The organism is Brevibacillus centrosporus, from assembly GCF_046622605.1.
GTDB classification, from domain to species: Bacteria; Bacillota; Bacilli; order Brevibacillales; family Brevibacillaceae; genus Brevibacillus; species Brevibacillus centrosporus.
In genome coordinates, this window is the sequence record NZ_CP176856.1 from 1,008,211 (window position 1) to 1,031,034 (window position 22,824).

The 22,824-nt window shown below is 50.7% G+C and carries 24 protein-coding genes; 16 read left to right on the top strand and 8 right to left on the bottom strand.

What is annotated here, in order from left to right:
* Positions 1-7: 7 nt before the first annotated feature.
* The 8 genes from ACLIN2_RS05335 to ACLIN2_RS05370 all read left to right on the top strand — a co-directional run bounded on the left by ACLIN2_RS05335 (position 8) and on the right by ACLIN2_RS05370 (position 8,569).
* The gene (locus tag ACLIN2_RS05335) at positions 8-778 is read left to right on the top strand and encodes an HAD-IIA family hydrolase (RefSeq protein WP_400588330.1); all 771 of its coding nucleotides are present in this window, start codon (positions 8-10) and stop codon (positions 776-778) included.
* 54 nt (positions 779-832) lie between these two features.
* A complete protein-coding gene (locus tag ACLIN2_RS05340) occupies positions 833-1,390 on the top strand; it encodes a glycerol-3-phosphate responsive antiterminator (protein WP_092267026.1) in 558 nt (185 codons plus the stop codon).
* A gap of 145 nt (positions 1,391-1,535) precedes the next feature.
* Positions 1,536-3,251 carry a glycerol-3-phosphate dehydrogenase/oxidase gene (locus ACLIN2_RS05345; RefSeq protein ID WP_411503419.1) on the top strand — a complete coding sequence of 572 codons (1,716 nt, stop codon included), beginning with the start codon at positions 1,536-1,538 and terminating at the stop codon, positions 3,249-3,251.
* 118 nt (positions 3,252-3,369) lie between these two features.
* Positions 3,370-5,058: a methyl-accepting chemotaxis protein gene (locus ACLIN2_RS05350; RefSeq protein ID WP_411503420.1), complete on the top strand. Its 1,689-nt coding sequence runs from the start codon at positions 3,370-3,372 to the stop codon at positions 5,056-5,058.
* A gap of 139 nt (positions 5,059-5,197) precedes the next feature.
* Positions 5,198-5,992, top strand: coding sequence for a dioxygenase family protein (locus ACLIN2_RS05355; protein WP_411503421.1), 795 nt, complete (start codon positions 5,198-5,200; stop codon positions 5,990-5,992).
* Positions 5,992-6,879: an RNA polymerase sigma-70 factor gene (locus ACLIN2_RS05360; protein WP_411503422.1), complete on the top strand. Its 888-nt coding sequence runs from the start codon at positions 5,992-5,994 to the stop codon at positions 6,877-6,879. Before ACLIN2_RS05355 ends, ACLIN2_RS05360 begins: the two co-directional genes overlap by 1 nt.
* Before the next feature lie 75 nt (positions 6,880-6,954).
* Positions 6,955-7,401 carry a carboxymuconolactone decarboxylase family protein gene (locus ACLIN2_RS05365; protein ID WP_411503423.1) on the top strand — a complete coding sequence of 149 codons (447 nt, stop codon included), beginning with the start codon at positions 6,955-6,957 and terminating at the stop codon, positions 7,399-7,401.
* Positions 7,402-7,708: 307 nt separating this feature from the next.
* Positions 7,709-8,569 (top strand): alpha/beta fold hydrolase, encoded by an 861-nt coding sequence (locus ACLIN2_RS05370; RefSeq protein ID WP_411503424.1) that lies wholly within the window; start codon positions 7,709-7,711, stop codon positions 8,567-8,569.
* A 65-nt stretch (positions 8,570-8,634) separates the two neighbouring features.
* Here the strand turns inward: ACLIN2_RS05370 and ACLIN2_RS05375 are convergent, their stop codons facing one another.
* Positions 8,635-9,198 (bottom strand): pyridoxamine 5'-phosphate oxidase family protein, encoded by a 564-nt coding sequence (locus ACLIN2_RS05375; protein ID WP_411503425.1) that lies wholly within the window; start codon positions 9,196-9,198, stop codon positions 8,635-8,637.
* A gap of 143 nt (positions 9,199-9,341) precedes the next feature.
* Complete coding sequence (locus tag ACLIN2_RS05380; protein WP_400588333.1) at positions 9,342-10,337, bottom strand: metal-dependent hydrolase; 996 nt, start codon at positions 10,335-10,337, stop codon at positions 9,342-9,344.
* Between the two features lie 84 nt (positions 10,338-10,421).
* Between ACLIN2_RS05380 and ACLIN2_RS05385 the strand changes: the two genes are divergently transcribed.
* Positions 10,422-10,790 (top strand): hypothetical protein, encoded by a 369-nt coding sequence (locus ACLIN2_RS05385; RefSeq protein ID WP_411503426.1) that lies wholly within the window; start codon positions 10,422-10,424, stop codon positions 10,788-10,790.
* A gap of 24 nt (positions 10,791-10,814) precedes the next feature.
* On the top strand, positions 10,815-11,939 hold the full coding sequence (gene mutY / locus ACLIN2_RS05390; RefSeq protein WP_092267017.1) for an A/G-specific adenine glycosylase: 1,125 nt from the start codon (positions 10,815-10,817) through the stop codon (positions 11,937-11,939).
* 143 nt (positions 11,940-12,082) lie between these two features.
* Here mutY and ACLIN2_RS05395 read toward each other — a convergent pair whose 3' ends face one another.
* Both ACLIN2_RS05395 and ACLIN2_RS05400 read right to left on the bottom strand, forming a co-directional pair.
* Positions 12,083-12,247, bottom strand: a complete 165-nt coding sequence (locus ACLIN2_RS05395; protein WP_122924919.1) for a YrzI family protein — start codon at positions 12,245-12,247, stop codon at positions 12,083-12,085.
* Positions 12,248-12,383: 136 nt separating this feature from the next.
* The gene (locus ACLIN2_RS05400) at positions 12,384-12,530 is read right to left on the bottom strand and encodes a hypothetical protein (protein ID WP_170184503.1); all 147 of its coding nucleotides are present in this window, start codon (positions 12,528-12,530) and stop codon (positions 12,384-12,386) included.
* A 648-nt stretch (positions 12,531-13,178) separates the two neighbouring features.
* Between ACLIN2_RS05400 and ACLIN2_RS05405 the strand changes: the two genes are divergently transcribed.
* From ACLIN2_RS05405 to ACLIN2_RS05425, 5 genes are all read left to right on the top strand, one after another.
* Positions 13,179-13,592, top strand: coding sequence for a GNAT family N-acetyltransferase (locus ACLIN2_RS05405; protein ID WP_092267015.1), 414 nt, complete (start codon positions 13,179-13,181; stop codon positions 13,590-13,592).
* A gap of 48 nt (positions 13,593-13,640) precedes the next feature.
* Complete coding sequence (locus tag ACLIN2_RS05410) at positions 13,641-14,177, top strand: DUF402 domain-containing protein (protein WP_092267014.1); 537 nt, start codon at positions 13,641-13,643, stop codon at positions 14,175-14,177.
* Between the two features lie 58 nt (positions 14,178-14,235).
* The gene (locus ACLIN2_RS05415) at positions 14,236-15,996 is read left to right on the top strand and encodes an ABC transporter ATP-binding protein (RefSeq protein ID WP_411503427.1); all 1,761 of its coding nucleotides are present in this window, start codon (positions 14,236-14,238) and stop codon (positions 15,994-15,996) included.
* A gap of 66 nt (positions 15,997-16,062) precedes the next feature.
* Positions 16,063-17,277, top strand: coding sequence for an MFS transporter (locus ACLIN2_RS05420; RefSeq protein ID WP_092267472.1), 1,215 nt, complete (start codon positions 16,063-16,065; stop codon positions 17,275-17,277).
* A gap of 131 nt (positions 17,278-17,408) precedes the next feature.
* Positions 17,409-18,662: an MFS transporter gene (locus ACLIN2_RS05425; RefSeq protein ID WP_411503428.1), complete on the top strand. Its 1,254-nt coding sequence runs from the start codon at positions 17,409-17,411 to the stop codon at positions 18,660-18,662.
* An 85-nt stretch (positions 18,663-18,747) separates the two neighbouring features.
* Here ACLIN2_RS05425 and ACLIN2_RS05430 read toward each other — a convergent pair whose 3' ends face one another.
* Complete coding sequence (locus tag ACLIN2_RS05430; RefSeq protein WP_092267011.1) at positions 18,748-19,287, bottom strand: GNAT family N-acetyltransferase; 540 nt, start codon at positions 19,285-19,287, stop codon at positions 18,748-18,750.
* Between the two features lie 264 nt (positions 19,288-19,551).
* Between ACLIN2_RS05430 and ACLIN2_RS05435 the strand changes: the two genes are divergently transcribed.
* Positions 19,552-20,097, top strand: coding sequence for a flavodoxin family protein (locus ACLIN2_RS05435; RefSeq protein WP_411503429.1), 546 nt, complete (start codon positions 19,552-19,554; stop codon positions 20,095-20,097).
* A gap of 132 nt (positions 20,098-20,229) precedes the next feature.
* Here ACLIN2_RS05435 and ACLIN2_RS05440 read toward each other — a convergent pair whose 3' ends face one another.
* The 3 genes from ACLIN2_RS05440 to ACLIN2_RS05450 form a co-directional block, all read right to left on the bottom strand.
* Positions 20,230-21,099 (bottom strand): NAD(P)-dependent oxidoreductase, encoded by an 870-nt coding sequence (locus tag ACLIN2_RS05440; RefSeq protein WP_400588347.1) that lies wholly within the window; start codon positions 21,097-21,099, stop codon positions 20,230-20,232.
* The gene (locus ACLIN2_RS05445; RefSeq protein ID WP_400588336.1) at positions 21,100-21,918 is read right to left on the bottom strand and encodes a pyrroline-5-carboxylate reductase dimerization domain-containing protein; all 819 of its coding nucleotides are present in this window, start codon (positions 21,916-21,918) and stop codon (positions 21,100-21,102) included.
* 96 nt (positions 21,919-22,014) lie between these two features.
* A complete protein-coding gene (locus ACLIN2_RS05450; RefSeq protein ID WP_092267007.1) occupies positions 22,015-22,698 on the bottom strand; it encodes a zinc metallopeptidase in 684 nt (227 codons plus the stop codon).
* Positions 22,699-22,824: the final 126 nt, after the last annotated feature.

Here is a 22,824-nt window from a genome sequence, read left to right on the forward strand (position 1 = left end):
GTGAGGAATGAAGGGATTTATTTTTGATCTGGACGGAACCGTCTATCTGGGAGACCAGTTAATCGAAGGGGCAGTGGAAGCTATTCACGCCTTGCGCAGCAGAGGGGATAAAGTCGTATTCCTTTCCAACAAGCCGATAGCGACCCGGCAGTCATACGCGCACAAGTTGACCAAGATGGGGATTCCTACGAGCGTAGACGATATTTTGAATTCGTCTTTGATCGTCGCTCGTTATTTACAAAATGTGTGCAAGAAAGAGGATAAGGTATTGGTGATCGGAGAAGAACCGATCCGTGATGAGCTGCGTGATCACGGTATTGCCATGAGCGAGAATCCACTGGAAGTGAGCTACGTCGTGCTTTCTTGGGATCGTCAGTTTACCTATGACCGACTCAATGACTTGTATCAAGCTGCGATTCGGGGAGCCGTTGTGATTGCCTCCAATCCTGATCGTACATGCCCGCTAGAAGATGGACAAATTCCAGATACAGGAGCCCTGATCGGCGCACTGGAGGGAGCGACAGGTACGCCCATTCAGCTCGTTGTCGGCAAGCCGTCCAAGATCGCGGCGGAGGCTGCTGTTCAGCATCTCGGTCTGGATTATGATGCTTGCTACATGGTCGGAGATCGTCTGGAAACAGATATCAAGATGGGGAATGATACGGGGATGAGCTCTGTTCTTGTCCTGACTGGAATCACTACTCGCGCGATGGCAGAAACCAGTGAGTATACTCCTCGTTATATACTGAATAGTATTAAAGACATCGTTAACCTCTGAGATAAGCATGTTATAATTTAGGGTAGTGATTCCAGTTTAATGGAGGTTAATGGAATGTACCCGATTGTTGATCTGGTCGAATGCCAGACAATTGCCGCAGTTCAGGACGAACAGCATTTAGAGATTGCGATCCGAAGCGAAGCGAATATTATCTTTTTGCTTACAGGGTCGATTTTCAACATTAAAGAGCTGGTGGATCGAGTCAAAGCCGTCGATAAACACGTATTCTTGCACATGGAGTTTATCGAAGGTATCGCAGCAGATAAAAGCGGTGTCGCTTATGTCGCCAAAAATATAGCACCGACAGGGATCATCTCGACAAGAAGCAGCCTGATCCGGGTGGCAAAAGAGATGAACCTGATGGCGATTCAACGGATTTTTTTGATCGATCGTAATGCCGTGCTCAAAGGAATAAAAGTAATCGAGCAATCCTTGCCTGACGCAGTCGAGGTAATGCCAGGTGTCATGCCTCGCGTTATTCAGGAGATGACGAACTTGACGCCTTTGCCGATCATTGCAGGTGGATTGATCGATACCAAAAAAGAGATTAACGAAGCTTTGGCCGCTGGAGCACTAGCTGTCTCTGTCGGAACAAATGAATTATGGTCGTAGCACCATAGCATTTTCATAAGGGAAGAGAACAAGAGAACCCCCTGTGGAGAAGCTGCAACTTGACATGTTCAAGTTGCTCTTTTTCATGGGGGTTTTCTGTTTCTTTTGAACAACCAGCACATGCAAATAGAGAGGGAGAGCGGAGATGAACACTCATTTTTCTGCGAATAATCGGACTGCTGTCCTCACCAGTATGGCAGACAAAGAATTGGACCTGCTGGTGATCGGGGGCGGGATTACGGGAGCGGGGATTGCACTCGATGCGAGTCAGCGAGGGATTCGCGTCGGCCTGTTGGAGAAGAACGACTTCGGGTCCGGCACCAGCAGCCGTTCGACGAAGCTGATCCATGGCGGATTGCGTTATTTAAAGCAAGGAGATGTCAAACTCGTACAGGAGGTAGGCCGTGAACGAGCCATCTTGTACAAGAATGCACCGCATCTCGTTGTTGCGGCTCCGATGCTGCTCCCTGTTTACAAGGGAGGGACGTACGGATATCTGGCGTCCTCTGTTGGACTGTACGTCTACGATTGGCTCGCAGGGGTAGAGCGTAGGGAACGGCGCAAAATGATGAGCAGGGAAGAGACGCTGCGCCTCGAACCACTGTTGAAAAAAGACGGCCTGAAGGGCGCAGGCTACTATTACGAGTACCGAACAGATGATGCGAGACTTACGCTGGACATCATGAAGACCGCCTGGCGACAAGGAGCAAGCATCGTCAACTATACGGAGATGACCGAATTTATTTACCGTGGGCAGAAGGCAGTTGGAGTCAAGGTAACGGATCGTCATTTAGGAAAGACATACGAGATTTATGCGAAAAAAATCGTCAATGCAACGGGACCGTGGGTGGATGGCGTACGGAAGCTCGATGGCTCACTGAAAGGGAAGCGTCTCTATTTAACCAAAGGTGTGCATCTGGTTGTGGAAAAGGATAAGCTGCCGGTTACGCAATCTGCTTACTTCGATACTCCGGATGGACGCATGATGTTCGTCATTCCACGTGGGAATATCACGTATGTCGGCACCACCGATACAGGCTACAAGCAAGACATCGATCAGCCGCGCACGACAAAAGAAGATCGGGACTATTTGCTGCGAGCAGTGAACGCGATGTTCCCAGATGTGAAGCTGGAAGAGAAAGACGTAGTGTCTCATTGGGCAGGGCTCCGTCCACTCATCTATGAAGAAGGAAAAGGCCCATCTGAGCTGTCTCGCAAAGATGAGATATTTATCTCGGATTCAGGCCTGATCACCATCGCTGGCGGAAAGCTGACGGGATTTCGGAAAATGGCTGAAAAAGTAGTCGATTTGGTCGCGGTAGATTTATCCAGGGAGTCAGGCCGTCGATTTGACGCTTGTCGTACAGATCAAACCGTGATCAGTGGTGGTGAACGTATGGGACATACCGATTATGCAGCCTGCAAGCAGGAGCTTTTGCAAGCGGGCGTGTCCAAAGGGGTAGATGCTGCCACTGCACAGGAATGGATCGAAACCTACGGAACCAACACCCTGCACATTTACAGCCGATTGGAAATGCTCCAAGAAAAGGGGAAGAAGCAAAGTGAAGAGCAGCTTCTGTGGGCGCAGCTTTCGTATGCGATGGAAGCAGAGATGACCACGACAGCAGTCGATTTCCTACGCCTGCGTACGGGCTGGACCTATTTTCAGGTTAAGAAAGCGGAGGAGAAGGCTGATGCAGTCATTCGGATGATGGGGGCCACGCTGGGATGGAACGAAGCCCAAAAAGAAAAAGAACGCGGAGCCGTCAACGATTTGCTGGAAACGATTTACCATCTCCCCAAAAATGAAGAGGAAATCTCTCTGACATCCAATCCACCAACAAAGCGAAAAGCGTTGTAGATAAAGAGTTGGAGAAAAAGTGCCCATTTGGTCAGGTTCTTTTTCTCCGCTTTTTTGTAGGTTCACCATGCAGCTGTGCAGCGCGTTTTTTATAAAATTCAGGTAGGGAGCGAGTGAGATGAGGCAGACGGTGGGAACGAAGTTGTTTTCAGGTTTTTTGTGCATGCTGATCCTCATGGCCACTTTAGGCTGGCTAGGATTGCGAACAGAAGCACAAATCAATAGCAAGGCAGAGGAAATCAATGAAAACTGGCTTCCCAAGACGACAGCAATCTTACATATCAAATATCAGACAGAGCACTTTTTTTCATTGCAGCTTCAATACGCAAGTACGAGCGATTTGAGCAAAAAAGGCATTATCGACGGAGAAGCAAAGCAGACGCTTGAACAGATCCAAAAGCAATTTGAGGAGTATGGAAACCATCCCTTGAGCAAAGAGGAGGAAAAGTATTTTCAATCCTTGAAGGCTTCCTGGTCCAACTATCAACTGGCTTATCAGACACTGGTGGAGCAGTCGGAGGAAGTCTCGGTGGCAGATTTACAACGGGAAGCAGACACCATGTTTCAGGTGATGGAGGGCTATTTAGAAAATCTGATACGCATGAGTCAGGAGGGAGCGGCGACTGCAACAGCTCAGGCCACTTCTCTACATGAGTCGGGGAGAAAAAATACGCTGATCAGCATGGGGGTCGCCCTCTTAATCAGTTTGCTGCTCTCGTTTATGCTGACCAGACACATCCGCCGTCCTTTGCTGCAGGTTGTACATGCGGTCAAGCTGGTCACAGAGGGGCAGCTGGGCAAGACGGACCTCGTCGTGTTAAATCGGGATGAAATCGGAGAATTGGCCAAACATGTCAATGAAATGCGTAACAAGCTGCGGGAATTTGCCATGCAAGTAAACGCCACCGCCCAGCATGTTACGCACTCGTCTGTACAATTGAGTGGACATGCCGAGGAGACGCTTGAAGCAAGCAACCAAATTGCTGTTGCGATGGCAGAAATCTCTGCGGGAAGCGACGCTACTGTCGCGAGCACAGATGAGAGCGCCAAGGCCATGGAAGAAATGGCAATTGGCATTCAACGTGTGGCCGAGTCTACGGCTTCATTGGCAGAGGCATCGATCTGGGCCGCACAAGATGCGAATCATGGTATTCACGCGCTAGTAAAAGCAACGACTCAGATGGACGCTATTACTACGGCGATGGATGAATCGGTTATTGCGATACAACTGTTGGGAGAAAGCTCGCAGAAGATTCATCAAATCGTCGAGATGATCACACAGATTGCGTCCCAGACAAATCTGCTTGCGCTCAATGCGGCGATCGAGGCAGCGCGGGCAGGAGAGCAGGGACGAGGATTTTCTGTCGTAGCGGAAGAAGTACGCCAACTAGCAGAGAGCTCAGACCGGTTTGCCAAGCAGATCGCCGTCCTGATCAAAAACGTACAAGTAGAGGCTAACCAAGCGGTCGTTTCCATGCAAAGCATGTCTCAGGACGTTCACTACGGTGCATCCGTATTGAAGGAAGCAGAGGTAGCTTTTGAGCAAATCACTCACGGGATGGGACAGATTTCGAGTCAGGTGCAAGAGGTATCGGCCATTACGGAGGAGATGTCCGCCAGTGTGGAGCAATTGTCCGCATCTTCTGTGCAGACAGCTTCCGTGGTGAAGGGGGGAGCCCAGCAAACGTATAAGATAGTGGAGGCTACCCAGACACAGGTGCGGGCGTGTGAAGAAGTAAATGCTGCCTCTCGTTCGCTAGAGAGGCAGGCAGAAGAGTTAAAGCGAGCAGTTGAGTGGTTCCGATAGGTGATTTCAGAGGATTGTGGCGAGGAAAAGGCGCCTATTGCGATCAGGGCGATGCTAAGGATAGAAAAAGGAAAGCGGATCGGTTATAATACTTACGAAAAGTAACCGTGTTGAAATAGGAAAGAGGAGAGTGTTTCAGATGATGCCATCCCTGTTCATTGCTCACGGCTCACCCATGCTCGCAATAGAAGACAATTCCTATACACAAGCGCTGCATAACCTGCCGAATCTGCTCCCGCACCGTCCTCGCGCGATCGTGATGTTCTCTGCTCACTGGGAAGCGTTTGCCCAAGAAGTTGGTGTCATGGAGACATTCCCGACCATTCACGATTTCGGCGGCTTTCCGCAGGCACTGTACGAAATTCAGTATCCCGCAAAAGGGGATGAGGAGATCGCGCAGGAAGCAGTAGCGCTGCTGCAAGCGGCGGGTATCCCGGTCAACCTGAACCGTTCCCGCGGCCTGGATCACGGTCATTGGGTGGTGCTGCGAAAAGTATATCCGGATGCAGATGTGCCTGTTGTGGCGCTCTCCGTGAATCCGAATATGACGATTGAGCAGCAGTACATGATCGGAAAAGCACTGGCACCCCTGCGTGCCAAAGATGTCCTGATTATCGGAAGCGGCAGCACGATCCATAATTTCTCCTATCTCGACATGCGGGAAACCTCGGGCGGAGCCTTTGAGTGGTCCCTGCAGTTTGAAGAATGGCTCAAGGAAACGCTGATGGAATGGAACGTGACCGATCTGGCGCAATATCGCACGCTGGCACCCCACGCTGAAAAAGCGGTTCCAGCCTATGGCAGTGAGCACTTTGTCCCTCTCGTCTATGCGATGGGAGCGGCGGATGACGATCGCATCGCGCAGCGTCTGCATATGAGCTTTCGTTATGGCAGTCTCAGCCATACGATCTGGCAATTCGGGAAGGCAGAATAATGACGAGGCTCATGGAGGATGTCTATCGGCAGTACAAATCGCTGATGTTTTCCCTCGCCTATCGCATGCTGGGCTCCGTGGCTGAGGCGGAGGACATCGTACAGGAGACGTTTCTTGCCTTGACGCAGAGCGACATCGATGACATTCAACACATAAAAAGCTATCTCTGCAAAGCAGTGACCAATCGCTGCCTGGATACGATGAAGTCCGCTCGTTGGAAAAGGGAGCAGTACGTGGGAGAGTGGCTGCCCGAGCCACTGGCGGATGATGCGACAGGCAGTGACCCTCTTCAGTCAGTTTTGATGGAAGAATCGGTATCCTATGGGCTTCTCGTCCTGCTGGAGACTTTGTCGCCGGATGAACGTGTGGTCTACGTATTGCGGACTGCGCTTGGGTATGAGTACAGTACCATCGCTGAGATATTGAACAAATCCGAGGCTGCCTGCCGCAAGCTGCTCAGCCGTGCCCAGCAAAAGCTGAACGGAGCGGGCTTGCAGGTAGAAGTCCAGCCGGAACGCTCCAAAAGACTGGTCGAGCAGCTGATTTCAGCGATCTCTCACGCGGATTCACAGGCACTGGTGCAGCTGTTGAGTGAGGACGCGGTGCTGATTTCGGATGGCGGAGGGAAAACGCGTGCTGCGCTGCATCCGATTTTCTCCGATCAGCGTATTGTGGCATTTCTCACTGGCATCTGGCGCAAATGGGAAGACGCCCGTGTCGATCTGCAGATTCGTTCTATCAACGGGCAGCCGGGTCTCATCGTAGCCGTTGAGGGACAGCCGATTCGAGTCATCTCGCTGGTACTCAATCCGCATGAGGATAGGATCGAAAGGATCTATTTCGTGGTCAATCCAGAAAAATTGACCCATTTTTCCCCGAAAGCGTGATTTTTGGTCACAAGAGTATCCCTTCCCTCGTCTAGGAGAATGTAAAGCCAAAAACAAGCGAAGGGAAAGATGAACATGAAAGCGAGAATGAATTATAGATCTGCAAATCCGCAAGCGTTTCAAGCGATGATAAAGCTCGAGGGCTACGTCCAGGAGTGCGGGCTGGAAAAGGGCCTGATGGAGCTGATCAAAATCCGTGCTTCGCAAATCAATGGCTGCGCCTTCTGCCTCGACATGCACACGAAGGATGCACGTAAGCTAGGGGAAACCGAGCAACGCATTTATTTGCTCAGCGCGTGGAGAGAGGCTTCCTTCTACACAGATGCTGAGCGTGCAGCACTCGCTCTGACTGAAGCGGTTACCACGATCTCGGTCGGCGGCGTATCCGATGAGCTGTACGAAGAGGTTCGCAAGCATTTTGATGAAAAGCAATTCGTGTCTTTGATTATGGCGATCAACGTGATCAACGCTTGGAATCGTCTGGCTATCACTACAGGGATGACGGCACCCGCTGAGCTGTAAGCGGTTCGAGAGTGAAAAACATGAGGGGCATGGGGAGAGCGATCTTTCCTATGCCCTTCCTTTTTTTATCTAAAAAAGGATTTATTGCGAATCGATCAAAAGACGCCGAATCTGGTACAATGGGAAAGGGAGTATTCCCAATTCCATGTAGCTTCGAGGTGTGTAGCATGATTATCAAATTCATTCGTCTGCGATAATGGGGAGAGTTTCTCAAGCGGCTCATTCATTTTTCTGTAAAATGCTTGGGTTTATTTGAGTCTGTCTTTCTTCCGTATTGCCTAAAAACGAATGAAATGGGGAACTACACATGAGACCGGAAACCATCCATCAAGTAAACGGTGTTGAAATATGTGCGCAGAGCTTTGGCGATCCGAAAGATCCAGCTGTCTTGCTGATTATGGGGGCCATGTGCTCGATGGTGTATTGGGATACCGCGTTTTGCGAACGATTGGCTGAGACGGGCCGCTACGTTATCCGTTTTGACAATCGGGATGTCGGGCGTTCTACTGTCTATGCTCCAGGGACAAAAAATTACTCGGTAGCGGATATGGCAAACGACGCGGTTGGCGTGCTTGATGCGTACCAGATTGAAAAGGCGCATCTCGTCGGGATGTCGCTGGGGGGAATGATCGCGCAGGTCATTGCGGTCTATTATCCGGAGCGCGTGCAGTCGATGACACTGATTGCTTCCGGCTTGTTTGGATCAGACAAAAATCATCGCAATCTGCCGCCGATGGACGAGAGTGTTCTTGCCTATCATGCAAAAGGGGCTTCGCTCGACTGGACAGATGAAAAGGCCGTTGCGGATTATTTGGTAGCAGGCTCAGCCATTTTGTGCGGTCCTGCCCACGTCTTTGAGGAAGAACGCGTTTACGCGCAAGTCACGGAGGAAATCAAGCGTGCCAACAACCTGCTTAGCATGTTCAATCACGCGCAGCTGGTGGGAGATGACGCTTTTGAAGGGCGGCAATCCGAAATCAAAGCACCGACACTGGTGATCCACGGCACGCATGATACGATTCTGCCTTTTCCGCACGCAGAGGCGCTCGCAGCGGAGATTCCGGCCGCGACGCTATTGACGCTTGAAGGGACCGGTCATGAGATGCACAGCGATGATTGGGAAACGGTCATCAAAGGTATGTACAGGCATACGAGCTCGGCAGAGTAAGTGAGCATACAAAAGGGGTTGTGACCGGTTTGCGCCGATCGCAACCCCTTTATTCATACAGCAGACTACGACTGAGCGGGTTTTCCTGTATCGTCACCCACTGTTCTACCTGGATAATATAGCTTTTCCTCCGGGACCGGACTTCCTTTTGCCGTCAAGCTGTCTGGCGTGATGCGGAAAACAGCCGTGACACTGCCCATCGAGGAACGGTATTTGAGAACATGCTGCAGGGAAAGAGGCTCTTTGTAGTAGCCAGGTACGTACTTGTCGAGCATCGCCTGCATGGCATCCCGCATTTCCTCAGGCTCCTGCACACGCGCGATTGTTCCGGACAAAAAAACGCTCATATAGGCGGTATCGGTATGAGCAGGGATCGGGTCGGCGATGGTGCCGTATTCCTCGGTTACGCTAAAACAAACACGGCTATTCGCGTCGATCATCTCGACCTTACGACCGGAGTCCGCCCCGTGAAAGTAAATCTGTCCATTCCACCAACAGAAATTCAAGGGAACGATATACGGTTCATCTCCATTGGATAATCCGAGATTCCCTACTTTGGCATGAGACAGGAACGCATCGATTTGTGCTTGATCGGTTAGCGTTCGCTTTGAATAGCGAATGGGTATCATGATAAATCCCTCCATCGGACAAGTTCCACGAGCAGTAGTAGCCTTAGCTTAGAGCTTTTTTGACTCGGTAAAAAGGGGCAGTTTTCCACAGAAGGGGCAGGTCAAAATACAAAAAAGCCGCCCATGGAGAGGACGGCGAGAGGTTATCCGAGCTGGCGATTGGGGTCCATTTTCTTGGTCAACTGATCTTCTCCGCGATGGATCCAGCCAACAAACGAATCCCGTATTTGCAAATCAAAGCCCAGGTAAACAACGGCGACGAACATGTAGTGGCTTTTTCCCTGGAAGCGTGAACGATACCGCAGATCGATCCATTTGACCTCATAGCCGAAGGGGCGCTCTGTTGTCTCTACGTGCACATGATGGGTGAACGAGAGGAAGGACTGCACCTTGCGACTTTTTTTGGCTGCAGCGATTCGTTCGTTTTCGGGCTTGATCGAAAAGGTGTCGAGAATGATCACTTCACCCGAGTGGATCTCGCCCACGTACCAATGATGCTCGGTCTTGGCAACGAAAGTCCAATTTGACCACGAAATCGTGGGAATGATCGTATAGGTGCCTGACTTGCCTATGCTTTGACGGACGAGCTCCGTCGTTCGCTTCTGTGCTTGGCATCGCCAGTAGTAGTACACGGCGATGATCACATAAATCCAAAGAAACAGCCTTCCCGGCTCAAGGCCTGCTGCCCATAGCATAAAGCCAACCAGATGCGCAGCAAAGATGAACGGGTCAAAAATAAAAATGGCGTTCAGAGCGACCCATTTGTCTCGAAACGGATACAACCCCTTGGTACCATAGGAATTGAACAAGTCGACGAAAACGTGTAAGCAGACCGCCAGAAAGATCCAGCCTAATAAATGGAGCCACGAGGTTTGTGGCATGATGGTCTGAATAAGAGCAAATGTAGCCCCTGTCCAGAGAAACAGAGCTGGCACTGAATGCGATACGCCTCGATGGTTGCGAACATAAGCTGCGGTGCCGCGTATACGGATCAAGCCGTCCAGATCAGGTGCTTGTGAGCCGATGACCGTGCCGATCATCACAGCTTCCGCGAGTCCTGGAGTCGATGCTACGACAGGATCGAGATAGGCGAGACCTGCCAATCCGAAGCCCATAGCAAAATGTGTGGCGGTATCCATGGAATCGGCGTACCCCTCCTTTCCTCCCTGTTGTATTTATTATGGTTTATTATAGCGTGGAGAGCAGGAGAATTCCCGCCTCATTTGAAAAAAATTGTGATCTTGTTCGGTTTTCCACAAACAAGTATGATGAGGAAGATTGACCTCGAAGGGGAGGACAAAGTGATGCTGACTGTGTTTATCGAATATAAGCTGGACCCTGCCAAGCGACAGGATGCGCTCATACTGCTCCAAGGAATGGCTGAAAAGCTGTCCGCGATGGGAGCCGCTTCATACTCCTGTTTGGAAGGGATCGATCAGCCAGGCTTGTTCGTCGAAATGTTTGAAGTCGAAGAAGTCGAGCAGTACGAGAAAATCAAGGCATGGCGTTTGGCAGATGAAGCTTTTTGTGCCTGTGTGTCAGGCGGTGCTGCCAAGCTGAACGTCTGGGCGTTCCGTGCCGTGAAGCGATAACGAAAAGGAGCAAACGTACAAAAGATGGCTGGAAAGAAAACAAAAGAACTGACTTATACATTGCCAGAAGAATTTCATGTCTTTGGTTTCTCATCCGATTTGCTGGCTTGGTACGATTCGCAAAAGCGGGATCTGCCTTGGCGGATCAACCGAGACCCTTACCGCGTGTGGGTATCGGAAATCATGCTGCAGCAAACGCGCGTAGAAACCGTTAAACCTTATTATGCGAATTTCATGGAGAAATTCCCGACGATCGGCGCATTGGCAGAAGCTCCCGAAGACGAAGTGCTAAAAGCGTGGGAAGGACTTGGCTATTACTCGCGGGCACGCAACCTGCAGACAGCAGCACGCGAGGTTCAGGCGCGCTACGGTGGAGTGGTACCCGACTCGCCGGAGGAAATCGCCACACTAAAAGGAGTAGGACCTTATACAGCCGGGGCGATTTTGAGCATTGCTTATGAAAAAGCAGAGCCTGCTGTCGATGGCAACGTGATGCGCGTTTTCTCTCGCTTGCTGTATTTGACAGATGATATTGCCAAACCGGCGACACGGATCAAAATCGAGCATCTCGTTCGTCAGGTGATTCCGCATGGACGAGCCGGCGATTTCAATCAGGCGCTGATGGAGCTGGGCGCGATGGTCTGTGTGCCGCGCACGCCGCAATGCCTGACCTGTCCGGTTTTTGATTATTGCATGGCTCGTCAGGAGGGGGTACAGGAAGACCTCCCGATCAAAGGAAAAGCGAAGCCGCCGCGTCCGATTCATCTCCAGGTAGGTGTCATCATGAAAGAAGGGAAAGTCTTGATCAACAAGAGACCGGAAACCGGACTTTTGGCTGGCATGTGGGAGTTCCCGATGGTGGAGACTGACGTAGAGCGTGACGCTGCCAAGCAGGAAGTATTGGCAAACGGGATTCGCGAGCGCTTCGGCATCGATATCGAAGTGATCGATATGCTGGGAGACGTTCAGCATACCTTTTCCCACTTGCAATGGAATATGCAAGTGAGGTCCTGTGACTGGATCGATGGTGAGGAATTGCCGCCTCATGCCCGATTTGTGGAGATCGATGAACTGGATACCTATACTTTTCCTGGGGCCCATCACAAAATTCGCGATTTAATGCAAAAACGAAATGAGTCTGCCAGATAAACAAAAGCCCTGCTTCTTTGCAGGGCTTTCTTGTACAGTAAGAATTTATAAGATTCTTAGCCAGTATAAGTGCAACTAAGGCTCCACCGCAAAGCTTGGCGGAGCCAAGTTTTCTAACGTAGGCTAAGTTCAATTGTTGTCTATTAACGAAACCAAAATTCCGGATACTGCGCTGCGATTTGACGCTTGCGCTCTTCCATTTCAGCGATAGCAAGATCCCGTTTGCATCTTGCTTCACGTTGTGCGGGCGTTAATTGCCGCTTTTCGAATTTGATCGTGATGGTGAAAAAAATCATTGGAATGTACACTCTATATCCCTCCCATCCCAAAGGAATTGGTCAGTCAGCCGCCGTCTATCGATTTGACTCCTGTAAACCTCATCACCTGACGCTTTTTTCTGCTTTTCATAAAAACATCCCTCCTGAATGATTTTTTTACGTGGCATTAGATGCGGCTGAGCAGTTGTGCAGCTTCGTATGCGTGAGCTTCCGCGCGCTTTTCCAAATAGCGGGAGCGTTCGCCTTCAACCATGCGTTCTACAGCAGAAGAACGTTCAATTTTGATCGTGAAGAAAAGAAAGTTGAGTACCATATTGAATCACCTCCTCTCAAGGTGGATTTTAGAAAAAAATGGATGTTGCTTGACACAGAAAAGACCGCGGACGACGGCCTGCGGTCTGGAAACAGCTCTCCCAAAAGGAAAGACCACAAGCGACAACGCCTGCGGTCTGGTATTTAACGAATAGTCATTGGTAAAGACACGAATAACAACTACAATTCGTTTTTCCAGGAGGCGTTGCGATATTCAGTTGTAGCAACCATAAGACGATCCGCATAAGTGAGGTGGTTCATAACGACAGTCATCATTTTGTTGCAGCCTCCTTTCTTTCGAGTAGTTGTAAAATCTTACTCTTAGAATATGGGAATTTTTTCCCCGTGTAAAGCACTTTTTACCCAAGTTCAAAAAGAAAATATATTCTGATAATTATCTTGCGAATTGCTGGCAAAGCCCACTGTTCATGGTGCGGCCTGGACAAGTCTGCAGGATGCCCATGCATCGAAAGTGGACAGCGAATCTGAACCAAACATCTTCCGTGCGCGAAGCGGGTAGCGCAAGAGAGAGGGGAGTTGTATAATTAATTTCTGACCGATTTTGCAGGTGATCTGAGTATGTCACGTGCAAGACAAACTTGTGTAAGTGGTGTACAATAGTAGAAGAAGGCAACGAAGGAGGCAACGTATGCTGATTCGTCCGTTTCGACTCGGTGACTATTCGGCTATAACTAGCATCTGGCAGGAAACCGGTTTGGACCAATCGGACACGGAGTCGTTGAACGATTTGGCCCAACAATTGGCATGGGACAGCGATTTAGTGATGGTTGCAGAAAAGGAAGGCAAAGTCATAGGGGTCGTGGTTGGCACCATCGATGGGGCTCGCGCCTATTTTTACAGACTTGCCGTTTTACCAAGTGAACAAGGAACAGGCATAGGCAGACAGCTGGTGGAAGCAATCGAGAAGCGGTTCAAGCAACGAGGCGTAAATCGCGTACTGATCATGGTGAATCAGGATAACCCAGAAGTTCTGCCCTTTTACCATTCGCTTGGCTATGAAATGCAAAAATATGTTACACTTTCCAAAAAGCTCTCTTCTTAAAGGAGGCTTGTCCCCATTCAGATAGAGAAGAGAAGAAAGGGGAGAGTCATGTCGCCGACTCCAGGCTCCAACATCCGCATTGAAAGTTATAAACATGACCATTCGTTGCACCGCATATGGGACAAATCTACGTTGATTCATACCAGTGATGCGGTCGTGATTGGGGGAAATGATCGAGTCAAGGTGACAGAGGCAGACGGGCGGGAGTGGCGTACGCGCGAACCGGCTATTTGTACATTTGGTCGAGGTCAGTGGTTCAATACCATTGCCATGATTCGTGATGACGGCATTTATTATTACTGCAACATAGGTTCGCCATTCAGTATGAAGGGGCAACTGCTGAGTTACATAGACTACGATCTGGACGTAAAAGTCTATCCCGACATGACGTATTCCATTTTAGACGAAGAGGAATTCCTTTTGCATAGCAAGCAGATGAATTATCCTCCGATTGTGGTGGAACAGGTACAGACTGCTTTGCGGGAAGTGCTTGATTGGGTTCGTGCACGCCGAGGACCTTTTCAGAGTGGCTTTGTCCAACGTTGGTACGAGCGTTATCTTTTAGTAAGAGATGATGAGGAATAATCCCTTTCCCGTAAAGCCGGGGGAGGGATTTCCTTGTTTGCAAAGGAGTGTGTAGCGATTGAGCATAAGGCGTTATTTATCCTACGTGCTGCCTTATTGGAAAATGATCGTAGGCACCGTATTTATCGGAATCATCAAGTTTGCCATTCCTCTTTTATTGCCGCTTTTGATCAAATACGTCATTGACGATTTGCTGCCAAGCCCTATTCCCCAGGAAGAAAAGCTGACGAAATTATTTTGGCTCATGCTCGGAGCCTTCCTTTTGTTTACGGTTGTTCGTGCGCCTGTGGAGTACATCAGGCAATACTATGCCCAGTGGGTATCCAGCCGGATATTGTTCGATATCCGCAATCAGCTGTTTTCCCATCTGCAGCGACTTTCGATGCGGTACTACAACAATACGAAAACGGGCGAAATCATTTCTCGGGTGATCAACGACGTCGAATCCACCAAGACCTTTGTGGAAACAGGGCTCATGAATCTGTGGCTGGATCTCATCACCATCGTGCTGACCCTGGGAATCATGTTTTATATGGATCTCGAGCTGACGATTGTCGCGATCATCGTATTTCCACTGTACAGCATCTCCGTTAAGTATTTCTACAAGCGTTTACGTCAGCTGACAAGAGAACGGTCAGCGGCACTGGCTCATCTGCAAGGCCATTTGTACGAGCGGGTAAACGGAATGTCGCTGATCCGCAGCTTCGCCCTCGAAGAGCATGAGAGCAAGCAGTTCTCCAAGGAAAACGATCACTTTTTGAAAAAAGCATTGGCACACACCCGGTGGAATGCCAATACGTTTGCTGTCGTCAATACGGTGACAGACATCGCGCCCCTTCTGGTCATCGCTTACGCGGGCTATCAGGTGGTTGGCGGCTCCATGAGCGTAGGGACGCTTGTCGCCTTTTATGCGTATCTCGATCGGCTCTACACGCCACTACGACGTCTGGTGAACTCATCGACCGTACTGACGCAGGCCGTTGCTTCCATGGACCGGATGTTTGAATTTCTCGATGAGGACTATGACATCGTCGATCGGCCTGGGGCGCGAAATCTGCCAGTAGACCCTGTTACGAAGCGAATTCGCGGTGAAGTGCGCTTTGAAAATGTGTCTTTTCGCTATCGGGGGGAGGGGCCGCTGGTGCTTGAGAACATTACCCTCACGATTGAGCCAGGCGAGACGGTTGCTCTCGTCGGTATGTCGGGCGGAGGAAAATCGTCCATGATCAGTCTATTGCCCCGCTTTTGGGACGTGACAGAAGGACGAATCCTCGTAGATGGCATGGATGTGCGGGACGTCAAGCTTAGCAGCCTGCGCAATCACATCGGGATGGTGCAGCAGGATAACATCCTCTTTAGCGAGTCGGCCAGGGCCAATATTTTGATGGGGAAGCCCGACGCCAGCCACGAGGAGGTTGTGAGGGCGGCCGAGGCAGCAAATGCTCACGACTTTATCTCCAGCCTGCCGAACGGGTACGATACGGAGCTGGGGGAGAGAGGCGTCAAGCTGTCGGGAGGGCAAAAGCAGCGGGTAGCCATCGCACGTGTATTTCTACGCGATCCGGGTATTCTGATTCTGGATGAAGCGACTTCGGCTCTCGATCTGGAATCGGAGCATATGATCCAGGAATCACTGGCTCGCTTGACGAAGGGCAGAACGACAATCATTGTCGCCCATCGACTTTCGACCATCACGCATGCAGATAAAATTGTTGTGATGAAGGAAGGGCAGATCGTGGAGCAAGGCAAGCACGAGGAGCTTCTGGAGAATAGAGGGGTATACCATGGCCTGTGGAGTGTTCAGGATCTAGGGAAGTAAACGGGGCGGCTTCTACACTCGCGCATACAAGAGCAGGGTGGATAGAAGAGAAGGGAGATGCAGCCGGTGGAGACATGGCGGCGTAATCTATACGTATTGTGCGGCTCACTGTTTGTTGTCATGATGGCGATGAGTATGATCATGCCGTTTTTGCCGCTGTACATTCAGCAGGATTTCGGGATTGAAGATCCGCACGAGGTCACGGCTTGGGCGGGAATCATATTTGGGGCAAACTTTTTGACGGCGGGTTTGGTTTCTCCGATTTGGGGAAACCTTGCCGACAAGCACGGGCGAAAGATCATGATTTTACGGTCGGGCTATTTCATGTCCATCACGGTAGCGCTGACGGGCTTTGCGGGAAGCCTGTGGCAGCTGCTGGCATTGCGTTTGATCAACGGCTTGGTCGGTGGAATCATCCCTGCCAGCACTGCACTCGTCGCCTCATCCGTACCAAGGGACAGAATCGGGTGGGCGCAAGGAATGCTTCAATCCTTCGTGACAGCAGGAACGATCATGGGGCCGTTATTTGGCGGGGTATTGGCTGGCCGTATCGGGTTTCGGATGATCTTTGTGATCACGGGCTGTCTGCTGCTGCTCGCGACATTGGTCATCACGTTTACGGTGAAAGAGAACTTTGTACCACCTGAAAAAAAGGACCGGTCCAATCTGCGGGAAGATTTTCAGATGATCTTCTCGTCCAAAGAACTGCCGGCGCTCTTTTTTGTAACCGTGATGATTCAGTTTGCCTTGTTCAGCATCGTACCGATTCTGCCGATTTACATCGCGCAGCTGTTGGGTTCGGAAGGCAGCAGGGTCGCGCTATGGGCAGGTATTGTTCAAGCGGCGATGGGCGTGGCAAACGTCGTTGCGGCTCCGCGGCTAGGGATTTTGGGGGACCGGTTTGGCTCGCAAAAAGTTCTGCTCTTCGCTTTGCTGGCATCGGCCATTATCTTTATTCCGCAAGGCTTAGTCGCAACGGTCTGGCAGCTGGTCATCCTGCGCTTTTTGCTGGGGCTGTCATTGGGAGGATTGCTGCCATCCGTCAATGCCCTGCTGCGCCGAGCGACACCGACACATATGATCAGCCGTGTTTACGGCTACAATCAGAGCTTCGTCAGTATCGGCAGCATGCTCGGTCCCATGATCGGCGGCTTTTTGGCAGGCTATGTCAGTATCGAGGGTGTCTTTTTCATGACGAGCGCCTTTTTGCTGATCAATGCGGGCTGGGTGTACTACACATTTTTCCGTCACAAAGGCACTATACAGGGAATGGGCAGCTAAACTATAATAGAGAAAATTTCTGAAAAGAGGTGTACCTCCCTTGTGATTCTGAGTCGGTTTGAACGAGTTTTGGCACGTTCAACTAAATAGGCGGATATTCTGTATCTGCAGCCGACTGGGAGGAACCTTTGATGTGGAATAGAAGGTTTATTTTCCTTTGGGGTGGTCAGACATTGGCCAACCTGGGGGATGTTTTTTATATTGTCGCGTTTATTTCCGCCGTCTACGCTGTGACAGACTCTGTCATGTATACTTCGCTGATCCCCGTCATGAATCTGACAGCGCAATCAGCGGGGGCGTTGACGGCTCCTTTTGTTTTCCGAAGGCTGTCACTGCCGCAGATGCTAGTGGTATCCCAAGGGAGCAAAACGCTTTTCCTCGCTGCAGCTGTACTGGTTGTTCCATTGGCAGAAGATAAGGGACCTCAGCTCGTCTCAGCTCTTTTGGCAGTAGGAGCAGCGATTGCTTTTATGGATGGATGGTCAAATCCAGCGCGGAACTCCCTGGTTCCTCAGGTGGTGCCGCGGTCAGAGCTGATGAGAGCAAACGGTTTGCTGGCAACTTCCGATCAAACGGCTTTCTTTGCCGGCTGGGCGCTGGGTGGTGTACTGGTCGCCTGGATCGGGTCCGGCTTGGTTATTTCCGGAACAGTCGCTGCGTATTTGGTATCGACGCTTGCGATGTTAGGGGTTGCACCCGACGCGGGTCGGGAGCGTGCCCAACCAAAAGCGGAGGCAGGGAATCCAAGCCTTCTGACCGGCTGGAGGTTCATCCGCACGAATCCAAAGGTACGTTTCGTTGTCACCGTGGATGCGGTGATCGGGCTGGCGAATGCCGTTTGGATTGCAGCGATCATGCTGCCTTTTGCCGTGCAGGAGCTGGAAAAAGGAGAAGAGTGGTGGGGCTACATCAATGCCGGTTACCTGCTGGGTGCTATCATTGGAGGCATACTTCTGCTGGCCAAGGCGCAGCGGATGCAAAAGCACTTGCCACACTGGATCATGGCAGGGATCATTGGCTCCGCAGTGGTTACCGTCGGGTTTGGAAGCAGCACGCATCCATTACTCGCCCTCTTCTTTTCCTTTGCCTTGGGTCCCTTGTACGAGGTCCATGCCATTTCCAAGCAAACCTTGCTGCAGCAAGCTACTCCCGAGGAACGTCTGCCGTACGTCCTGTCTGCAAAAGGGACGGTTGATACCATGGTTTTCGGGATTTCTGCCCTGGTCATGGGGGCGTTGGCGGAATGGCTGGGGACGCGGACCGTGTACTTTTTGTCTGCAGGTATTTTGTGTGTAGCGGTATTGTTCGCCTGGCATTTTCGCAGGCTGCAGTATCAGCACACAGAATGCGAGTACGGAAGCTATGGCAGCAACGATCATGTGTAAAAAATAGGACGAAGCCTCCTCTCACAGCAGCGATTGCCTGCAATCGAGAGGAGGTTTTTTGATGCAGGAAAATGAGGGGACGTCATCAGTGCTTCCAATGCAGCACTTCATCCGGATTGGCCACACTGCGGCCGTAGTATTGTTGGGCACGGAAGTTATGGATCTCCTTACAGGCCTTTGCCATATTCTCGAGGACGACCTCCTGAGGCAGATTCTCATGGGGGCTCCAGTAATAGATGTTCATTTCATACGTCTCGCCATTTTCTTCTTCCCAGCTGTACTTGATGCGGTCTGCTTTTACAAATCCGTTCTTTTGATAAAAATGGACTCTCCTGATGGTATCTTCGTCATTTCGATCGATAGGTTCTACCTCTAGAATGATGTCCTTTCCTCTATTTTTGAGTGACGAAATGACCTTAGTGCCGATCCCTTGTCCACGTGTGGCAGGATTGATCAGGAGGTAATCGATGAAAATAAATGTTGGAAACTCTGCGTACAGCAAAAGGAATTTGTCGGTATCGACTTTGCGGTAAATGTCTGTTTCCCGGATGAGCGCCTGAATCTGGCCTTCCTTTTTCATTTCATATTCTGGAAAGTATTCATTGAGTCGGTCATACCAATCCATGAGTTATTCCCCCACTTGATCACTCGTGATAAACCCTCTATAGCTTATACACATTTGCCAATAAACACTCAGGCACTACAACGGCTTGTCCTTCCAGGGCGAGAGCAGGGGAGGCACGACTGGAATCCCGATTCCCTTCCAAGGATACAGATTTGTTTTTATGCAAAAGGTGATAAAATAGGAGGCAAATAGCAGCTGGCAGGGATATGCTCTAGCGCAGAAGCTTCATCCCAAGCCACCCATTGAATGAACGGAGTGAGAGAGATGAAGATTTTGGTACTGCAAGGCAGCTCGAGAGAAAATGGCAATACGGAGCAGCTCAGTCAGCTTGTTTTGCAAGGGATCCCTCATACACAAATCCATTTGCGCGAAAAAAACATCCGGGCGATCCACGATCAGCGGCATGATCCAGAGGGCTTCACAGCTGTAGACGACGATTACGATGCGATCGTTGAAGCCGTGCTGGAGCATGACGTGATCGTTTTTGCCACCCCGATTTACTGGTACGGGATGTCTGGATTCATGAAGGATTTCGTGGATCGCTGGTCGCAGAGCCTGCGTGACAAGCGTTACAGCTTCAAGCAAGCCTTGGCGCAAAAGCAAGGGTTTGTCATCACGACAGGAGGCGATGATCCGCGTGTGAAGGGCTTGCCTCTCATTCAACAGTTCCAATACATCTTTGGTTTTGTCGGCATGCCATTTGCGGGATACATCATCGGGGAGGGCAACAAGCCTGGCGATGTTCTGTCGGATAAGCGAGCGGTGGCAGAGGCGAGTATTTGGAACGAGCAGTGGAGCGCTAAGAGATAGGATAAGAAAAAGACCGAGAGTGAATGGCCGCGGGATTTCTTCCGCCGTATTCGAATCGTGAAGAGAATGAAAAAACACCCCTTATTTCTCCGTTTAAAAGACGGAAATAGGGGGTGTGCGTCTTTACAGCTCTTATCCTTCCAAATGCTTGATGATCGCCATCAGGTCCAGATCTCCCAGACCGCTCTCCAAAGCGTGCCGGTAGCTGGCGTTTGCCGATTCCGCCAAAGGAGTGGATACGCCTGCTGCTGTCGCCAGGCGCAAATCCTTCGCCATATGCTTGAGGGCAAAAGCAGCTGGAAAGTCATCGGCCAAAATAGACGCTGCTTTGCCGCGAATGAGTGGGGTTCCCACTGCACTTTCAGAAATGATGTTCAGCATCTGATCTGTGCCGATTCCGAGCGAGCGGGCAAATAACAAGGTTTCTGCTACCCCCTGGACGGTGATGCCAAGCAGCAGGTTGATAGCTAGCTTTGCAGAAGCTCCCGCACCGTTTGGCCCCAGATGGATCGCCGCTTTTCCGAGTTTGTCCAGCAGCGGCTTGGCTTGTTTGTAATCTGCCTCATCTCCACCCACCATGATGACGAGAGTACCTTCTTTTGCTGGCCCCACACTCCCCGACACAGGGGCATCCAAGAAGCGTAGGCCCGCTTGCTTGCTTTCACCCGCGATCCAGCGAGAAGAATCGGGCGAGATCGTGCTCATATCGATCGCCAGCTTGCCATGTGCGGCTGCAGCAAATATCCCTTCTGGCCCGCTGTAGACTGCTTTTACTGCATCGTCGTCACTGACCATCGTAAACAAGATATCGGATTGATCCACCAGCTGTGATACCGTAGGGACCAGTGTTGCCCCCAGAGCGAGCAGAGGGGAAGCTTTCTCCGGTGAGCGATTCCAGACGGCTACCTCATAGCCTGCAGCAAGCAGGTTGCTCGCCATCGGAATACCCATGTTACCTAAACCAATCCAACCTATTTTCATCGTTGCAATCTCCTTTTTCAGTTATAGCGTTGAATTTTGCTTATGAATCATTTGCTTGAGCGTATCATGCTTGGACGCTGTCATGTCAAACAGCTCGTCAAATCCTTTAGGGAGCGTCTTGCCGAGAACCCGCAGCCCTTCCTCGGTAATGCCGCCCTTGGTTGCCACACGCTCGATCAACTGATCAAAGCCGAGCTTTTCGTTTTGCAGGAGCGTAGCCGTTCCGAGCATGGTTTCAACGAGCATTTCCCGTGCTTTCTCAATAGACAGCGCAGGAGTCTTGCGTACGGCTGCCTGCGCGTAAGACTCGAGTATTCCGGCAATCAAGCCGGGTGCGCTGCTCGTCAAAATCGTCGCCGTCTCTATTTCTTCTTCAGTTATGTCCTGTGCCACGCTGATGCGCGATAAAAGCCATTTCAATTGCTCTCGCTGCTCAGAAGAAAGACGCTCGCTGCAAGCAAACAGGGAAACGCCGCGCAGCTGGGAAGAGGTGACGGTCGGGATTACTTTACTGACGGAGCCTGTATGTACACCTTCCAAATCGGCAATGCTTACGCCGGCTGCGACTGAGACTACATGCGTCTTCGCCGGGATGGTGAGTGTGCGCAGCAAGGGAAGAATTTCCAGTGGCTTGGTGCAGACAAAGACGATATCCATCTGATTGCACACCGCTTGAGCCGTGTCAGCAATTTTCAGGTCGTATTCTGCTCGCAGATTGTCTGCTTTTTCCCGGGTTCGGTTGAAAACAACTAGTTCCTCTGGAGCGACAGCACCGCTTTTGCAAAATGCTTTTACGAGCATTTGACCGATACTGCCCAATCCGATAATTCCGATATTCATTGGCCCAACCTCCTAGGTGATATTGTAACGCAAGCCAACGAAAAAAGGTACAGCACCCGCGAAGGGGAAGCTGTACCTTGGGAGGCTGTTTGGATATTAGTCTTCGTCAGAGCCGCGGAAGATCATGATGTACTTCGCCAGCTCCAGAACAGAGATCAAAGCGGCCGCTACGTAAGTGAGAGCAGCTGCACCGAGTACCTTGCTGGCTTCACGTTCTTCGGTGTTGCGGATGAAGCCCATTTGCACCATCAGCTTTTTCGCCCGGCTGCTGGCATTGAACTCAACCGGCAGTGTAATCAGCTGGAAGGCAACGGCAGCAGAGAAAAAGATAATCCCGATCAAGAGAAGTCCGGTCATTTTGAAAAAGAAACCAGCCAACAACAGCAACGGAGCTACACCAGACACGAGGTTGACGACCGGAAAGATCCGGTGACGAGCTACCAGCATCGGATAGGAAACTTTGTGCTGGATCGCATGGCCTACCTCATGGCAAGCAACGGACAGAGAAGAGATAGAGTTGCCAAAGTAAACGGGATCCGACAGGCGCACAACACGAGAGAGAGGATCGTAGTGGTCTGTCAGCGTACCTGGGATATGCTCGACTGGAACGCTGGTCAAGCCGTTTGCATCCAGCATCCGACGTGCCGCCTCTGCGCCGCTCATCCCGGAGGAGGCAGGGACATTTGCATATTTGTTAAATGTGCCCTTTACCCGAAATTGGGCCCACAGGGAAAGCAGGAACGCAATTATGATCAAAAAGTCCATGGGATGAAAAAACATTTACAATCACTCCTTATAGTAATCGTTCGTATCGTTACGATTGCAATTTCATTACATCATTGTGTCCCATATCTATGTATACGAATATCCCATCTGGCAGTTTCATTTTTTATTGTACAATCCATG

What these genes read in the sequence shown, in the direction of transcription:
- ACLIN2_RS05350 (WP_411503420.1), top strand. Translation starts at nt 3,370, where the DNA reads ATGAGGCAGACGGTGGGAACGAAGTTGTTTTCAGGTTTTTTGTGCATG.
- ACLIN2_RS05430 (WP_092267011.1), bottom strand. Translation starts at nt 19,287, where the DNA reads ATGGATTGGTATGACCGACTCAATGAATACTTTCCAGAATATGAAATG.
- ACLIN2_RS05360 (WP_411503422.1), top strand. Translation starts at nt 5,992, where the DNA reads ATGACGAGGCTCATGGAGGATGTCTATCGGCAGTACAAATCGCTGATG.
- ACLIN2_RS05335 (WP_400588330.1), top strand. Translation starts at nt 8, where the DNA reads ATGAAGGGATTTATTTTTGATCTGGACGGAACCGTCTATCTGGGAGAC.
- ACLIN2_RS05375 (WP_411503425.1), bottom strand. Translation starts at nt 9,198, where the DNA reads ATGATACCCATTCGCTATTCAAAGCGAACGCTAACCGATCAAGCACAA.
- ACLIN2_RS05445 (WP_400588336.1), bottom strand. Translation starts at nt 21,918, where the DNA reads ATGAATATCGGAATTATCGGATTGGGCAGTATCGGTCAAATGCTCGTA.
- ACLIN2_RS05365 (WP_411503423.1), top strand. Translation starts at nt 6,955, where the DNA reads ATGAAAGCGAGAATGAATTATAGATCTGCAAATCCGCAAGCGTTTCAA.
- ACLIN2_RS05380 (WP_400588333.1), bottom strand. Translation starts at nt 10,337, where the DNA reads ATGGATACCGCCACACATTTTGCTATGGGCTTCGGATTGGCAGGTCTC.
- mutY (WP_092267017.1), top strand. Translation starts at nt 10,815, where the DNA reads ATGGCTGGAAAGAAAACAAAAGAACTGACTTATACATTGCCAGAAGAA.
- ACLIN2_RS05355 (WP_411503421.1), top strand. Translation starts at nt 5,198, where the DNA reads ATGATGCCATCCCTGTTCATTGCTCACGGCTCACCCATGCTCGCAATA.
- ACLIN2_RS05400 (WP_170184503.1), bottom strand. Translation starts at nt 12,530, where the DNA reads ATGGTACTCAACTTTCTTTTCTTCACGATCAAAATTGAACGTTCTTCT.
- ACLIN2_RS05410 (WP_092267014.1), top strand. Translation starts at nt 13,641, where the DNA reads ATGTCGCCGACTCCAGGCTCCAACATCCGCATTGAAAGTTATAAACAT.
- ACLIN2_RS05435 (WP_411503429.1), top strand. Translation starts at nt 19,552, where the DNA reads ATGAAGATTTTGGTACTGCAAGGCAGCTCGAGAGAAAATGGCAATACG.
- ACLIN2_RS05425 (WP_411503428.1), top strand. Translation starts at nt 17,409, where the DNA reads ATGTGGAATAGAAGGTTTATTTTCCTTTGGGGTGGTCAGACATTGGCC.
- ACLIN2_RS05405 (WP_092267015.1), top strand. Translation starts at nt 13,179, where the DNA reads ATGCTGATTCGTCCGTTTCGACTCGGTGACTATTCGGCTATAACTAGC.
- ACLIN2_RS05345 (WP_411503419.1), top strand. Translation starts at nt 1,536, where the DNA reads ATGAACACTCATTTTTCTGCGAATAATCGGACTGCTGTCCTCACCAGT.
- ACLIN2_RS05450 (WP_092267007.1), bottom strand. Translation starts at nt 22,698, where the DNA reads ATGTTTTTTCATCCCATGGACTTTTTGATCATAATTGCGTTCCTGCTT.
- ACLIN2_RS05370 (WP_411503424.1), top strand. Translation starts at nt 7,709, where the DNA reads ATGAGACCGGAAACCATCCATCAAGTAAACGGTGTTGAAATATGTGCG.
- ACLIN2_RS05340 (WP_092267026.1), top strand. Translation starts at nt 833, where the DNA reads ATGTACCCGATTGTTGATCTGGTCGAATGCCAGACAATTGCCGCAGTT.